Genomic DNA, 15,308 nt, shown 5'->3' on the forward strand with positions numbered 1-15,308 from the left:
CGCACGGGTCAATTTCGTATTTTAATCAGGGGAAGGAAAGGCAGGGATGGTTGTGGAGGTCATGGATCATTATATTCAGCTTCGCATAGCCTTTTCGGGCGTGGACGAAGAGGAAGAAATACACACAACGATTGGTGAGCTGGCGAATCATTTATGTTGTACGATGCGCAATATGAATCTGATTATGAACAAATTTATGGATCATGGCTGGATCAGATGGAGCCCGCAACGCGGCAGAGGGAAGACATCGGTGCTCGTTTTTTGCCATCCTCTGTTACAGGCTGTTCAGGAACGATTTGATCGACTGTTGCAGGGAAACAAGCTGGAAGAGGCCTATGCGCTGGCTTCGGCAATGCCGTTCTCGATGCGAGAAATATTGATGCAAGGATTGCAAGGCCAGTTCGGGCTACGTTCCGATCACGGTGCTCGAGGAAGAGTTGATACGCTGCGAATTCCACAGGAGACTGCCTTTGAGACATTGGACCCGACCCAGGCTTACATGTGGGGAGAAGTTGGGATTGTTGCGGAGGTATTTGATCGCTTGGTGCAGTACAACGCTGAGCGCCAAGTCTGTGAACCGAGTCTTGCCGTTGCATGGGAGAGCAACCCTGAAGGAACGGAGTGGACCTTTTATTTGCACAAAGGCATACTCTTTCACCATGGCAGGATACTTGATGCAGCGGACGTAAGATATACGTTTGAACGGATTATTTCGGATCAGGAGAACCCTTGCAGGTCACTGTTTGGCTCCATTCATCACATAGAAACGTTCGACGAGCTAACGGTGCGCTTTGAGTTACATTTTCCCAACTTTATGTTCCCGGACCTGATGAGCAGCATGAATGCATCCGTTTTACCCCGTGATGTGGAGCTTGACCCGATGCATCCGATCGGTACGGGACCTTACCGATTGACACGCAATCATCCCAAGCTGCTTGTGCTGGAGGTGTTCCCTTCTTATTTCAGGGGGCGGGCTTTTATTGATCGGGTTGAAATATGGCAGCTTCCCCAGACGGGTCTTGTAGAATCAGTGATCAAACAGGATTTGTTTCCAGACGGACAGGCTCGCTTGATTCAACATGAGGTTCAGGGCGGTGTGTTTATGACTTTTAATATGCGAAAAGAAGGCCCACAGCAGGATGTATACTTTCGCCAGGCTGTTCAGCAATTGATGGACCCACAGGAGTTGATGGGAGCATTGGCACACACAGGTGTACAGGCTGCATATAGTCTGGTTCGGGACAAGTCCCAGGAAAAGCTGGAGTCCCCGGAGCAAATAGAGCAACCCCATCTATTGCAGCAGGTATCAATCCCAACAGCCCCCTCTGCTGACTCTTCTCTCGTAAGAGCTTCGGAGCTGTTACAACGCAGCTGCTACGCAGGCCAGATCATGAATGTGTGGGTAGAGGAAGGCGAGAAAATGGAGACAGACATGGCCTGGTTCGCACAGCGTTGTGCACTTATTGGACTGAAAGTGAGTGTTACGCCAGGTAATCCGGTAGATGCCGTATACCATGATGAATTCGCCTCTTATGATTTGATTTACACGGGTGAAGTGTTCGATGAGCATGTGACGCTGAGTCTACTAACGATGTATACGTTCCAGAATACGCTGTTCCTTATGGCAATGGATGACGAGCGAAAAAGCGAGTTGGAACGGGAATGCAGACACGTCGTTATGATTCAGGATAGTGCTGAGCGGTTGCGTACGCTAATGACGTTGGAGGGGCGACTCATTCAAGAGGCCTTACTCTTGCCTACATACAGCTTCAGGGAAGAACATGCACACCACGTTTCACTTCAGGATTACCGTGTCGTAGCATACGGCATGCCTGATCTGCGTCGATTGTGGGTGAAGAGAAGTCCAAATACAGAAGAAGATACTGCGAGTTATCCGGCGTACATCCCATTGTGGTAAGAATGTAATTACTACAATGGGATAGGCCGGTGGGGATGCTTTTATACTGAAGCTGTCTTTACAAATTCAATTGGATTCGTACCAGGTTCCAGCAGCAGCGGAACGGAGAGAGAGCTTATGGTATCCTGTTCATCCGTCTTAAACGTAAAAGTGATTTTCAAGCCAAACAAGGGAAGGCGAAGTCAGGTTGATTCTGGTTAAAAATATGAGTATGTAGATACTTTGGTTGGGTTGTTATCTGTATTTACTATGAAGAATCAGGTTGGATTTTACATCCTACCCGAGACTGATTTTGTAACCAAATAGAGTATTGCGGCAATGTACAATGGAATGCTTGTCAAACTAGTCCGCATATATCGAACAAGTCCCTCATAACATGTACTAATCAAGTAGGGGTTCTGCTGTACGCACAATCCTGAAGTGAAAACATGTGCTAAAGGGGATGATGTCATGCGCCGAATATCATGGATGCTTGCCATGGTATTGGTCTTATCGACCTTACTTGCCGCCTGCGGGAAGAAGGATGCGGCAGCCGTGGTCAAAGATCTGAACGAAGTCGTAGGAGAAATGGAAAGTTATCAGGGGGCAGGCGTTATGACGCTGCATACCGGAGATACGCCGCAGCAGTACAAGGTCGAGGTATGGCATCAAAAGCCTTCATATTATCGTATCGCGTTAACGAATGCCAAAAAGGATGTAACACAAATTGTACTGCGCAATGATGAGGGCGTATTTGTCCTGACACCGAGTCAGAACAAAAGCTTCCGTTTCCAGAGTAACTGGCCGGATAACCAAGGCCAGGTTTACCTCTACGAGACGCTGATCCGCAGCATAACAGGTGATTCGACCCGCCAGTTTGCCGATGAGAAGGAAAGCTATGTATTCGATGTAGCTGCCAACTACAATACACATGCATTGGTCAGACAGAAAATATGGTTAAACAAAAGCGATTACGCTCCAAAACAGGTAGAAGTATCCGACTCGAATGCCAATGTGGTGGTCGATGTGAAGTTCGATAGCTTCAAATTTGGTACCGAATTTGAGAAAGACGCTTTTGATATGCAGCGTAATATGACTGCTGCTAATGAAAATGGTGGCAAGGTTGGTACTGACTCAGGCGCGGCTCCTGCTGGGGAGGGTAAAGAGACTACCAATCCTCAAGCTGCAACAGAGGAAGGTTCTGCATCCAATCCAAGCGGAACCGTTAGTGATGGACAGACGGGTGTGAGTGATAACGCCGAGCAGCAAGGTTCTGAAGATCCAGCCAGTGGGAAAGGAACCGAAGAACCGACATCGGCCGAGCCGGAAGGTACAGGCAGCTTCGGGGTTATTCAGCCGACCTATGCACCGGAAGGCGTCAAGCTGAAAGACGATCAGATCGTGGAAGGATCAGGAGACTATTCGGTTATGCTTCGCTACGAAGGAACATATAATTACACGATTTTTGAAGCGCGGCCGCAGGACAGAGCGGTATCACTTGCGCCATCCAGTGTCGTGGATCTTGGATTCACGCTGGGTATGTTGAGTGGAGATGCCTTACAGACACTTACATGGATGACAGATGGAGTGGAGTACCGGATCACAAGTGCAGATCTTCCACAGAATGAGATGGTACAGATTGCGACATCGATGCAGGAAGAGTCAGGGAAATGATTTGCAAAGTATAGTCGTCCTAACATAAGGAATGCTAAGAAGCATCGGAGATGAATTCTCCGGTGCTTTGCTGCATATACAGGTCTTCGTTCCTGTTTTATATCAGTGATTCGCAGGATTTGATTTTCAGTTGAAGCTATGTGTATCAACAGCCAATGATCCTGCGTAAGATAAGCAAGGATTAGGTCCAGTGTACTCAATAATGCAAAACACGCTTCTACGCGGGAGGAACCGGGTAAATAATACGATATAAGCAGATGAGTTACGTTATGGAGAGATAAATATCTCATTCATGGTCTGGCTTATAGGTCTTATTCCGCGTTTGCTCCCGACTTCAGGATAGCGCTCCTGTATGTGTTTTGGACTACAGATCTTCCGTTCATTTGACAGTCACATGCTTGAGCATTACGATGGAGTCTGACGTGAGCCGGATTAAGATGATTAGAGAAGGTGACTTAACGTGCAAGAACAATATCGGCCGACCCAAGCGGAAATCAATTTGGATCATTTGTGCAACAACGTAGACGCTTTCCGTGAAACATTGCCGCAAGGCAAGAAACTGCTCGCTTGTGTGAAGGCTAATGCCTATGGACATGGGGCAGTGGAGATGGCCAGAGAACTGGAACGAGTTGGCGTGGATTACTTAAGTGTAGCTTTTCTTGACGAAGCGCTTGAATTGCGACAACACGGAATTACCCTTCCGATTCTGGTATTGGGCTACACGCCGCCAGAAGGCATCGCTGAAGCATGGAAACATGATGTAACCATTACGCTGTTCAGTAAGGAAGTACTCGAAGCCATTCAACATCTGGAGACGGGCACATCCTCTCGTAAGCTCAAAGTTCACATCAAAATCGACAGCGGCATGGGCAGACTTGGCCTGTTGCCTGGCGAAGAGGCAGTTGCTTTTATTCAGGAAGCAGCCAAGCTGAAGCAGGTGATGCTTGAAGGCATGTTTACCCATTTTGCCAAGGCGGATGAAAAAGACAAGACCTATACACTGGAGCAGTATCGACGGTTCCGAGGCGTGGTTGATGCGCTGCGGGATCAGGGATGTGTCATCCCGATTATACATACGGCGAACAGCGCCGCTACCATTGATACACCGGAGTTGTCCTACGATATGGTACGTGTGGGAATTAGTCTGTACGGATTGTATCCTTCGGGAGAGGTGAATCATCAGGTAGTGAAGCTGTCCCCGGTATTGACACTGAAGACGAAGGCGGTTCTGGTCAAAACGTTGCCACCTCATTGGGGTGTCAGCTACGGAACCCGTTATGTAACTCAAGGGAACGAAAGAATAGCGACCCTGCCTATAGGCTATGCAGACGGATTTTCAAGAATGCTGTCAGGTAAAGCACAAGTACTTGTGCGCGGCCGCCGCGTTCCCGTCGTCGGTACGATCTGCATGGATCAGTGTATGGTGTCGCTACAATCTTTTGCAGCAGAAGCAGAAGAAATTCAAGTCGGCGAAGAGGTTGTTCTCATCGGTCACCAATCGGGTGCAGTCATAACTGCAGACGAAGTGGCATCTCAGCTCGGTACGATTCCCTACGAAGTGATCTGCATGATGGCGCATCGAATCCCGCGGGTTTATACCCGTAATGGAGCAGTAGTCGCCAGAATCAACCCTCTTTTGACATCCTGATAGCTCGACTGGACGCTATTACCAATAAACTTTTTTTCAGAACAGAAGGAAAACTGTCGGAGCATCTCGAATTATGAATGATGACTGGGATGAAAAATCCTGAAAAGAGATGTTTGGTCTGTACGAATATTGTTCCCCGTGTTTATAATGGAGTACAGCATACTTGATATACTCGGGGCATATATATTCCTTTGTATAAAAGTTCTGGAAAAACGTAATACTGGTTCACAATGGCGAAAGGTTTGTGGGGGTGGAAGAAAGGTGGCCAACTTGCAGAACACCAAGCGGATCATGATCAGTTTGCCTGATTATCTTTTGCAAGAAGTGGATGGCATCGTAGCGCTGGAGAATTCCAACCGCAGCGAATTGATTAGGCAGGCCATGAAGCTGTATTTGACGGAGCGTAAGAAACGTTACATCCGTGAATCGATGCAGCGAGGGTACATGGAGATGGCGAAGATTAACCTCACCATGGCATCCGAGGCCTTTCACGCGGAGGAAGATGCGGACAGCACTCTGGACCGCTTAGTTAGCGGGGTGTAGACATTGATCGTAAAACGCGGTGACGTTTTTTTTGCGGATCTTTCTCCCGTTGTTGGTTCCGAGCAAGGTGGAGTCAGGCCGGTTCTGGTCATCCAGAATGACATCGGCAACCGGTTTAGTCCTACTTGTATTGTGGCGGCGATCACCGCCCAGATCCAAAAGGCAAAGCTGCCGACGCATGTGGAGATTGATGCGGCGGCACACGGCTTTGACCGGGACTCGGTTATTTTGCTCGAACAAATACGGACGATTGATAAGCAGAGGCTGACCGACAAGATTACCCATCTGGACGAGGAGACCATGAAACTGGTCAACGAAGCCTTACAGATCAGCCTGGGTTTAATCGATTTTTAAGGCACCAGGCAATTGTTTCTTTGTTCTGCCGTGCCATCCGTAGACAATGGATGTTCCTTGCAGGAACACACAATTTCAGACAGCAATCAAAAGAGCGTACAACAGCCTAACGGCCGGAGTACGCTCTTTTGATTAAAGCTTCATGAAAGCGTAGAACATTGTGAAGCTTTTCGTTATAATGATACCTGAGAAACCGTTTACGTCAATTGACATATATAGAGGTGGAGGAGACATATGAGCATTTATATTGATCAGGAGAAGCTTCAATTTCATCTACAGACTCAAAAGGCAAGCTATGTATTTCAGGTTCTGCCTTCGGGATATTTGGTACATTTATATTATGGCAAAAAACTGCGTGATACCGATCTGAGCTGGCTTCATGTGCGTACAGAACGTGCCTCGTTCAGCCCAAATCCGGTGCCGGACGATCGGACGATCTCCTTTGACACGTTGGCAGTAGAACTGCCGGTGTATGGTACAAGTGATTTCCGTAATCCGGCAATCCAATTGGAGCTTGAGAATGGTTCAACCGTTTCGGAGTTTACGTATACAGGCCATCGACTGATCAAAGGAAAGGCAGCGCTTACCGGACTGCCTGCAACTTATGTTGAGTCTGACGATGAAGCCGAGACACTTATCGTTGAATTGGAGGACCGTGTTGCAGGAATCAGGATTGAACTTAGCTACACGGCCTTTACGTCCTTTAATGCGATTACGCGTTCCATGCGTATCATTAATGAGAGCCCTACGTCGGTGAATATTGCACGTGCGCTCAGCTCTTCTGTAGATTTCCCACATGCCGATTACGAATTGCTGCAACTGTCAGGAGCATGGACGCGTGAACGGGACATCGTTCGCAGACCACTTGCTTCCGGCCTGCAAGGCATCGAGAGCCGTCGGGGTTCAAGCAGTCACCAGCAGAACCCGTTCATTGCCCTGATGACACCGGGTACAGACGAAGATCAGGGTGAAGTCTACGGCTTCAGCCTTGTATATAGCGGCAGCTTCACAGCACAGGCGGAAGTGGATCAGTTCCACACCACGCGTGTATCTCTGGGAATCAATCCGTTTGAGTTCAGCTGGAAGCTGGATTCGCAGGAGTCATTCCAGACGCCTGAGACGGTCATGGTGTACTCGGATGCGGGTCTCGATGGCATGTCTCAGTCGTATCATAAACTGTATCGGGAGCGCCTTGCACGGGGCAAGTTCCGCAATGCAGAGCGTCCGGTTCTGGTCAACAACTGGGAAGCGACCTATTTCGGCTTCAATGCAGATAAGATTGAGCAGATCGCCCAGGCAGGCAAAAAGCTTGGTATTGAACTGTTCGTACTGGATGACGGATGGTTTGGACATCGGGACAGCGATAACTCGTCACTCGGTGACTGGATTGTGGACAAGAACAAACTGCCACAAGGGCTGGATGATTTGGCAAATCGGGTGACCAGTCTGGACATGCAGTTCGGATTATGGTTCGAACCTGAGATGATTTCGCCTGACAGCGACATGTACCGTGCTCATCCGGACTGGTGTCTGCATGTGCCGGATCGCCGCCGCACGGAAGGGCGCCAACAATTGGTACTCGATTTCTCCCGTCAGGATGTGCGCGATGAGATTGTACGCATGCTAAGCGATGTGCTTGGATCTGCGCCAATCACTTATGTGAAATGGGACATGAACCGGAATATGACGGAAGTGGGTTCTGCATTGCTGCCGGCAGACAGACAGCGTGAGACGGCGCATCGTTATATGCTGGGATTGTACGAAGTCATGGAACGTATTACTTCAGCGTTCCCGAATATCCTGTTCGAGAGCTGTTCAGGTGGTGGCGGCCGTTTTGATCCAGGTATGCTGTATTACATGCCGCAAACGTGGACCAGCGATAATACCGACGCGATATCCCGTCTGCGGATTCAGTATGGTACAAGCCTGGTATATCCGGTAAGCTCAATGGGGTCGCATATCTCAGCTGTACCTAACCATCAGGTCAACCGAATTACTTCTCTAGAGATTCGTGGACATGTCGCGATGTCCGGTAACTTTGGATACGAGTTGGATTTAACTCGTTTCACAGAGGAAGAGAATGCCATTGTAAAAGCGCAGGTTGAGCTGTACAAAGAAATTCGGGGAACCATCCAGTACGGAACGTTCCGCCGCTTGCTAAGTCCGTTTGAGGGAAATGAAACGGCCTGGATGTTTATTTCACCAGATGGCAGCGAAGCCGTTGTATTCTACTTCCGTGTGCTGTCTGAACCGAATGCACCGCTCCAACGTCTGAAGCTGAAGGGCCTGGATCCTAATGCGGATTACCGCCTGAAAGGCGGCTCGGAGACGTATACCGGCGATGCGCTGATGTATGGTGGGATCTCTGTAGGTCGTGCATCGGGAGACTATTGGAGTGAAATGTTCCGCTTCGAACGGGTATAATAAACTGGCGTGATTGCCGTGTTTGTCAGGGGAGACCGGAAGACGTCGGGGAGACGGTTTTCGGTCTTTTCTTATGGCTGAGGCTAAGGCTTGATACGTAATCTCAATTGTAAGAACTTGTAACCTGGACGAATGCTGGAAATCTGAACGGGATTTTGTGATAATATAGGGGAGAGGAATCTGCATGAATGCAGGTTCGATACTGTGATTACAGCAGCAAAGCTGCCCTGAACAAGCTTCAACTGAACGATTCAGGAAGGAAAGAGGGATTTATTTGTCTGAACAGGAAACGGTTCTGGAACCCAATGAAGAAACAATAAAGGCAGAACGCCATGAACGAATCATCAAACAGGTAGCCAAGGAACTGTCACTGTCCTTGAAGCAGGTCCGCACCACGTCGGAGCTTCTGGACGAAGGCAATACGATTCCATTTATCGCCCGCTACCGTAAAGAAATGACTGGAGAGCTGGATGAGAACCAGCTGCGGCTCATTGAAGAACGCATCGTATACTTGCGTAATCTGGAAGACCGCAAAGTGGAAGTCATCCGTATTATAGAGGAACAAGGCAAGCTGACCGGAGAACTGAAACAGTCCATCACGCAGGCAGTTAAGCTGCAGGAAGTGGAGGACTTGTACCGTCCGTTTCGTCAGAAGCGGAAAACCCGTGCCAGTGTAGCGAAGGAAAAAGGTCTCGAACCACTCGCTGTCTGGATTTGGGGTCAACCGAAGCAAGGCAATGTTATGGAGGAAGCTGCGCGTTATATCAATGCTGAACTTGGGGTAGAAGATGCAGAGATCGCACTTCAGGGAGCCAAAGATATTTTGGCTGAGAATATTGCAGATGATGCTGCTATTCGTGCATGGATTCGTCGTTATACGCTCGATCATGGCATGCTGACTTCGGAAGCGAAGGATGCTGAGCAGGAGTCTGTATACGAGAACTACTATGATTATCGTGAATTAGCCAAAAAAATGCCTCCTCACCGTATTCTCGCCATTAACCGCGGTGAACGTGAAAACATTTTGAAAGTGGGTCTGGACGTACAGCCTGAACCGGCTCACCGTCATATGGAAGGACAGATCATCAAGGGTACATCTGCGGTACAGGACGTTTTGCGTGCTGTTATTGAAGATGCTTACAAACGATTGATTGCCCCTTCGATTGAGCGTGAGGTTCGTGCAGAGCTGACGGAAAAAGGTGAAAACCAGGCGATATCTGTATTCTCGGCTAATCTTCGTAATCTGCTGCTTCAGCCGCCAATTCATGGGAAACGTGTGCTTGGTGTCGATCCTGCCTATCGTACCGGTTGTAAGCTGGCTGTGGTCGACGATACGGGCAAGCTGCTGGAAGTGGCTGTTACGTACCCAACGCCACCACACAACAAGAAGCGTGAAGCTGCTGAGGTTTTCCATCGGATGATCAAGCAATATGATATCGGGTTGATTGTTATCGGTAATGGTACCGGATCCCGTGAAACGGAACAGTTTGTTGCCGAGATTATTCAGGAGAATGGGGACGAAAGTCTTGTGTATCTGATCGTCAATGAAGCTGGAGCGAGTGTATATTCTGCATCCAAGCTGGCCCAGGAAGAATTCCCGGATCTTGACGTTGCTGAGCGGAGTGCTGCTTCGATTGCTCGCCGGGTGCAAGACCCCCTGGCTGAGCTGGTTAAGATTGATCCAAAAGCCATTGGTGTAGGCCAATACCAACATGATGTATCTCAAAAAATATTGGAAGAAAGCTTGAAGGCTGTTGTGGAATCCGCAGTTAACCATGTGGGCGTAGATGTGAACACGGCTTCGCCTTCACTGCTGTCATACGTTGCGGGTGTAAATGCCACGATTGCTAAAAATATCGTGAAATACCGTGAAGAGAACGGCCGGTTCACGAATCGTCGCCAGTTGCAGAAGGTGCCGCGTCTGGGTGCCAAAACCTATGAGCAATGCGTAGGCTTTATGCGGATTGGTGAAGGCGAGAACCCGCTGGATCGCACACCGATTCACCCTGAATCGTATAAGGTCGTAGACCAGCTCTTTAAGGAGCTTCAGGTTGCGCTGGACAAGCTGGGCAGCAAGGAACTGTCTGTTCTCCTGTCGGAGCAACAACCGGAACAGCTGGCTGTGAAGCTGGATGTGGGTGTACCTACACTGCGTGACATTCTGGACAGCTTGCAGCGTCCGGGTCGTGACCCGCGTGAGGAAATGCCGCTACCGATCTTCCGCACGGATGTGCTCAAAATTGAAGATTTGGTGGAAGGCATGGAGCTGCAAGGTACGGTTCGTAACGTGATCGACTTTGGTGCTTTTGTTGACATCGGCATCAAGAGTGACGGGCTTGTCCACATCTCACAGCTGAGCAACGGTTACGTCAAACATCCGATGGATGTTGTATCTGTCGGGGATAATGTAACGGTTTGGGTGATGAACGTGGATACCAAAAAAGGCCGTGTCGGCCTCACGATGAAGAAACCTGCTTCTTCTAAGCAGTCTTCCTAATCCAACACAATGATTGGAGAACAGCCTTCCCTGTAATGGGAAGGCTGTTTGTTGTCAGTTATAATAGTACTGTTGCCCGTACTGTATTGTTCGAAGGAATTTTATGAATGAAGTGAGAGCTTGAAGTGGACGGAGAGAGTGGCGTCAGATTTCTAGAGTTCGCTGTCCGCGCTGCGCGGGGTGCCACTTGTCGGTTTATTTCGGTAAAAGAACCAGCATTCGTTCAGCAGCTTGATCTGTCTGCTGTCCTTTTTGTGAAATGCACGCATCAGTTGATTGCAAAGCCATTGAGGCAAAGGTATCTCCTCCTCTTGCATAATTCATCTGTACGTTAGCATATGTGGCAATAGCCTGGACTGTGCGGATTTACCCGTGATGAACTCGGAAAATTCAATATCTATACGGATATGTACTGAAGAGCGGGGCGTATGAATGTAGGGTTGAAAGAAAATGAAAAAAAGCGCAGCCCCTGTTTTTAGGAGATGCGCTTTTAGTTCCATCCTGCATGATTAATAAGTCCATAGGTGGATTAGAGTGATTCCATCTCTTCTTCATACCATTGCTCTAATTGAGCCTGAAGCGCCCGGATCTCAGTGAGCAGGGAAATCAAAGGATATTCACTCTCTCTTAGTGCTGCAAAGCTTTGTTCAAGCGCATTGATATAATCAAGGCCTCCGATGATGGAGAGTTGCTCGTCCAGAAGATCAAGATTGTCACATTCGGCGATTGCCCAAGGCAGAGCAGGTACATCTGCTGCGGTAAGTTTGTCAATCTCTTTGTGCAGACGCAGGTTGAGCGCACTGAGTTGATAAGCGTAATCGGCAGGCATTTCCACAAACTGCAATTGCTGCTCCTGCTGTAGGATGACGTAGCGCATTGTAGGCATAACGAGTAATAATCTCCCCTCATACATTCTACTTGACAGTGTAGCCTACGAAACGGTTAAAATTCAAGTATTATGGCGGAAAAACAAATGGCCCAAGGGGTGTGAAAGGAGGACAAACCGATGGAAAATGAGGAATTGCAGCAATGGATTGAGCAGGTGTCACTCGATCATTTCGGGGTTCCGTTCACTCACGAGGCGCTGTTTAACCGTCGTCTGACCACTACAGGTGGGCGTTATATGCTCAAGAGTCACCGGATAGAGATTAATCCTCATCAGCTCGAAGCCTATGGGCGGGAAGAGGTTGAGAAAATCATCAAGCATGAGCTTTGTCACTATCATCTGCACATTCGTGGACGCGGCTACCAACACCGGGACCCTGAATTCAAGGCTCTGTTGCAGAAGGTGGGCGGTTCGCGGTTCTGTCAGTCCCTTCCGGATGGAAAGGGCAGAAAGCCATTACCGTATCGCTATAAGCTGGTGTGTAAGAGCTGTGGCACGGAATATTTGCGTAAACGCAAAGTTGATCCGAAGCGTTACCGCTGTGGTCGATGTGCGGGCAAGTTAGGGATTCATACAATCTAAGGTGAATGGTTTATGGCAGCGCCACTTGTTACCACAGAGCCATGTGTACTGTGCTCGTGGTGACTATTAATAAGAGTATCTAAAGCTTATTAAGAAAGTCACCGGAGGCATGTTGACTTGGAATATTAATCATGATAAATTTAGGTTATTCAAGATTATTATTCCCTGATAGCTCAGTTGGTAGAGCACTCGACTGTTAATCGAGTTGTCACAGGTTCGAGCCCTGTTCGGGGAGCCATTCTTGGAGAGATACCCAAGTGGCTATAAGGGGACCCTCTGCTAAGGGGTTAGACTGCGTAAGCGGTGCGAGGGTTCGAATCCCTCTCTCTCCGTTCTGATTTACTTCTCTGTATAAGGGATGAGAACCCTAAAGGTTCGTCGGAGCATACGCTTCGTAAGCAAAACATCGCAGTCTCGAATGAAGTGAGAGTATCCCTCTCTCTCCGTTCTGAACAAAACATAATCCCCCTCCTCAGCAACCTTTAACGGATACTGAGGAGGGGGATTTTTGATGTATCGTCATTTTGCCAATGTACAAGAAAGAATGCCCGATTGCGTCCCTATAATGAAATGCCCAATACCTCGTACAAACCCTTCTTGCCAGCTTCCGTGACTTCCACCGAACGGCTGCCTGCCTTCTGGCGGGTCCAGTCCAGCTCAGACAAGCGGCGTCCCAGTTCGTCTCCCAGTACTCCGGAGATATGGTGACGACGCTCACTCCAATCCAGACACTTGCGAGCCACAGCGCGGCGTGATCCGGCTTTCCCTTCAAGCATAATGCCAAAAGAAGTGAACCATTGAATCCCTTTCTCTGTAATGTGGTAATCCTTGGCCTGCTCATCCTCAGGTTCTTCGAGATAACCTTCCCGTAATAAAGCTTCACACAACGATATCCCCAATTTTCCGGCAAGATGCCCATAACAGGTTCGAGCAAAGCTTAGATGTTGAAGCTGGTTGGACTGTTTGAGGGATCTCACTTGTACTGGTGCGGCGATACTTCCCATCGTCTCAATCAGAAAAGCAACCTCTTTGCTTGCGAGACGATAGTATCGATGTCGTCCCTGCTGTTCAACGACGAGCAGCCCGCCTTCGACCAGCTTGGCGAGATGACTGCTTGCTGTTTGAGGAGTAACACCCGCCATGTATGCAAGTTCGCCGGCAGGAAGCGCACGACCATCCAACAAAGCTTCCAAAAAAATAGCACGACTGGGATCAGCAATTAACGATGCAATCACAGAAATATTCGGATAGGTATTCATACTTCGATGATACCTTAACTATTGGTGTATTACAATTAATCATGCATGAATTAGAACCCAAGAGATGGAAGGGATGGATTGAAGAATGGAGGAAGAAACAATGTATACCAATGATAGATCGCAAGAAGAGTTTGGATCAGAGCATCAAGTGGGCTGGACCAGCGAATTGATACAGCACGAGGTGATAAATCCAAGTGTTTTGTACTATGGCACACCGGTATTGCTGCTGAGCACGTTAAATGAAGATGGAACGACAAACTTGTCCCCCCTTTCTTCATCATGGGCACTTGGAGACTGCTTGGTACTTGGAGTCGGTATTCAGGGCAAAGCCTTTGAGAACCTGAGTCGTCATCCCGAATGTGTGATTAATCTGCCGGATGCATCCATGTGGGAGCAGGTTGAGGGACTGGGGCGTTATACCGGAATATATCCCGTTCCTGAGGAGAAAAGGAGGATGGGATTTGAGTTTTGCCATGATAAATTTGCTGTCTCTGGACTGACACCCCAAGGTTCAATTCAGGTTGAGCCGGATAAAATAGCGGAATGTCCGCTCCAGATTGAAGCCGCGGTACAACACATTCGTATTCCCGAACATACACCTTTCATGGCGATTGTGGAAGTGAAAGCGTTGAAGGTACACACACATACCCGACTGATTGCAGGTTTGAACAAGATTAACCCAGAGAAGTGGAATCCTTTAATTTATAATTTCCGACATTATTATGGACTAGGAAAAAGGCATGGGGAGAGTTTTCGGGCAGAGAAGTGATGTATATGGTTATTTTATTAGGCAGGGATTGGGTAAATAGTAAAGAAAGAGACATGTAAGCATATACATAAGAGAGGTGATGAGCATGGAAATGGAATACTTAATGCGTGTACTCATAGCTGGCATATGCGGCGTGTTGATCGGATATGAGCGCAAGAACCGAATGAAGGAAGCGGGGATACGTACACACTTTGTTGTTGCAGTGGGTGCAGCATTGATGATGATTGTTTCCAAGTATGGCTTTCAGGATCAGGCAGGGTGGGCGAATCTCTCGCTTGACCCATCCAGGATTGCCGCACAGGTGGTCAGTGGGGTTGGCTTCATTGGAGCCGGGATGATCTTCACACAACGCCACACGGTCCGAGGATTGACAACAGCGGCGGGAATCTGGGCGACTGCAGGAATGGGACTGGCTGTGGGTTCGGGATTGTATTGGACAGGTGCGGGGGTGACGCTGCTTATTGTTCTGGCCCAGATGCTGCTGCATCGGCCGACACGCTGGTTGGTGTCTGCGCGAACAGAGACGTTGACTATTCGACTGCTAAAGGAAGGGGACACCCTCAAAACCGTTTTGGCTTTGCTGGGACAGGAGAAAATCTCGGTGGTCGGATTCAAAACAGAACAGCAAATAAGCACAGACTCCGGGGAGGAGACTGTACTTGAATTCACTCTGCAACTGCCTGGATCATATCGGGCCGAGCAATTAATTGTTTTATTGCAGGATGTGCCTCACGTTCGATCCGTTGATATGAGGTGAGCCCAGGCTATCGCTGGT

At 48.6% G+C, this 15,308-nt stretch carries 13 protein-coding genes and 2 tRNA genes; 12 read left to right on the plus strand and 3 right to left on the minus strand.

Features of this window, described 5'->3' with window-relative positions; all coding sequences use genetic code 11:
- The first annotated feature begins 61 nt into the window (after positions 1-61).
- The 7 genes from BMW94_RS12635 to BMW94_RS12665 all read left to right on the plus strand — a co-directional run bounded on the left by BMW94_RS12635 (position 62) and on the right by BMW94_RS12665 (position 11,037).
- Positions 62-1,918: an ABC transporter substrate-binding protein gene (locus BMW94_RS12635; RefSeq protein WP_175480669.1), complete on the plus strand. Its 1,857-nt coding sequence runs from the start codon at positions 62-64 to the stop codon at positions 1,916-1,918.
- A 450-nt stretch (positions 1,919-2,368) separates the two neighbouring features.
- On the plus strand, positions 2,369-3,571 hold the full coding sequence (locus BMW94_RS12640; protein ID WP_090953168.1) for an outer membrane lipoprotein-sorting protein: 1,203 nt from the start codon (positions 2,369-2,371) through the stop codon (positions 3,569-3,571).
- A gap of 460 nt (positions 3,572-4,031) precedes the next feature.
- A complete protein-coding gene (gene alr / locus BMW94_RS12645; protein WP_063564444.1) occupies positions 4,032-5,219 on the plus strand; it encodes an alanine racemase in 1,188 nt (395 codons plus the stop codon).
- A gap of 261 nt (positions 5,220-5,480) precedes the next feature.
- Positions 5,481-5,762: a CopG family ribbon-helix-helix protein gene (locus tag BMW94_RS12650; protein WP_024630715.1), complete on the plus strand. Its 282-nt coding sequence runs from the start codon at positions 5,481-5,483 to the stop codon at positions 5,760-5,762.
- A gap of 3 nt (positions 5,763-5,765) precedes the next feature.
- Positions 5,766-6,116, plus strand: a complete 351-nt coding sequence (locus tag BMW94_RS12655) for a type II toxin-antitoxin system PemK/MazF family toxin (RefSeq protein ID WP_024630714.1) — start codon at positions 5,766-5,768, stop codon at positions 6,114-6,116.
- Between the two features lie 234 nt (positions 6,117-6,350).
- Entirely contained in the window at positions 6,351-8,540 is a 2,190-nt protein-coding gene (locus BMW94_RS12660; protein ID WP_090998782.1) for an alpha-galactosidase, read from the plus strand.
- Between the two features lie 274 nt (positions 8,541-8,814).
- Complete coding sequence (locus BMW94_RS12665) at positions 8,815-11,037, plus strand: Tex family protein (RefSeq protein WP_090998784.1); 2,223 nt, start codon at positions 8,815-8,817, stop codon at positions 11,035-11,037.
- A 152-nt stretch (positions 11,038-11,189) separates the two neighbouring features.
- On the opposite strand, the gene cmpA is transcribed toward BMW94_RS12665, so the two are convergent.
- Both cmpA and BMW94_RS12675 read right to left on the minus strand, forming a co-directional pair.
- Positions 11,190-11,333 carry a cortex morphogenetic protein CmpA gene (gene cmpA / locus BMW94_RS12670; RefSeq protein ID WP_090808144.1) on the minus strand — a complete coding sequence of 48 codons (144 nt, stop codon included), beginning with the start codon at positions 11,331-11,333 and terminating at the stop codon, positions 11,190-11,192.
- A 233-nt stretch (positions 11,334-11,566) separates the two neighbouring features.
- Complete coding sequence (locus BMW94_RS12675) at positions 11,567-11,923, minus strand: hydrolase/acyltransferase (protein WP_090998787.1); 357 nt, start codon at positions 11,921-11,923, stop codon at positions 11,567-11,569.
- Between the two features lie 120 nt (positions 11,924-12,043).
- Between BMW94_RS12675 and BMW94_RS12680 the strand changes: the two genes are divergently transcribed.
- The 3 genes from BMW94_RS12680 (at position 12,044) to BMW94_RS12690 (ending at position 12,837) form a co-directional block, all read left to right on the plus strand.
- On the plus strand, positions 12,044-12,505 hold the full coding sequence (locus BMW94_RS12680) for a SprT family protein (RefSeq protein ID WP_063564440.1): 462 nt from the start codon (positions 12,044-12,046) through the stop codon (positions 12,503-12,505).
- A 162-nt stretch (positions 12,506-12,667) separates the two neighbouring features.
- A tRNA-Asn gene (locus BMW94_RS12685) sits at positions 12,668-12,743 on the plus strand.
- 5 nt (positions 12,744-12,748) lie between these two features.
- Positions 12,749-12,837: transfer RNA gene (locus BMW94_RS12690), tRNA-Ser, on the plus strand.
- A gap of 228 nt (positions 12,838-13,065) precedes the next feature.
- Here BMW94_RS12690 and BMW94_RS12695 read toward each other — a convergent pair.
- On the minus strand, positions 13,066-13,764 hold the full coding sequence (locus BMW94_RS12695; RefSeq protein ID WP_090998789.1) for an ArsR/SmtB family transcription factor: 699 nt from the start codon (positions 13,762-13,764) through the stop codon (positions 13,066-13,068).
- A gap of 100 nt (positions 13,765-13,864) precedes the next feature.
- On the opposite strand from BMW94_RS12695, the gene BMW94_RS12700 reads away from it, so the two are divergent.
- Positions 13,865-14,533, plus strand: coding sequence for a flavin reductase family protein (locus tag BMW94_RS12700; protein ID WP_090998792.1), 669 nt, complete (start codon positions 13,865-13,867; stop codon positions 14,531-14,533).
- A gap of 85 nt (positions 14,534-14,618) precedes the next feature.
- Positions 14,619-15,290, plus strand: a complete 672-nt coding sequence (locus BMW94_RS12705; protein WP_090998794.1) for an MgtC/SapB family protein — start codon at positions 14,619-14,621, stop codon at positions 15,288-15,290.
- Positions 15,291-15,308: the final 18 nt, after the last annotated feature.

The organism is Paenibacillus sp. OK003, assembly GCF_900109515.1.
Lineage (GTDB): Bacteria > Bacillota > Bacilli > Paenibacillales > Paenibacillaceae > Paenibacillus > Paenibacillus marchantiae.

Bases quoted from the DNA above. Each gene is read 5' to 3' on its own strand.
- BMW94_RS12680 (WP_063564440.1), top strand. From the start codon at position 12,044: ATGGAAAATGAGGAATTGCAGCAATGGATTGAGCAGGTGTCACTCGAT.
- BMW94_RS12675 (WP_090998787.1), bottom strand. From the start codon at position 11,923: ATGCCTACAATGCGCTACGTCATCCTACAGCAGGAGCAGCAATTGCAG.
- BMW94_RS12660 (WP_090998782.1), top strand. From the start codon at position 6,351: ATGAGCATTTATATTGATCAGGAGAAGCTTCAATTTCATCTACAGACT.
- BMW94_RS12640 (WP_090953168.1), top strand. From the start codon at position 2,369: ATGCGCCGAATATCATGGATGCTTGCCATGGTATTGGTCTTATCGACC.
- BMW94_RS12700 (WP_090998792.1), top strand. From the start codon at position 13,865: ATGTATACCAATGATAGATCGCAAGAAGAGTTTGGATCAGAGCATCAA.
- BMW94_RS12635 (WP_175480669.1), top strand. From the start codon at position 62: ATGGATCATTATATTCAGCTTCGCATAGCCTTTTCGGGCGTGGACGAA.
- BMW94_RS12695 (WP_090998789.1), bottom strand. From the start codon at position 13,764: ATGAATACCTATCCGAATATTTCTGTGATTGCATCGTTAATTGCTGAT.
- BMW94_RS12705 (WP_090998794.1), top strand. From the start codon at position 14,619: ATGGAAATGGAATACTTAATGCGTGTACTCATAGCTGGCATATGCGGC.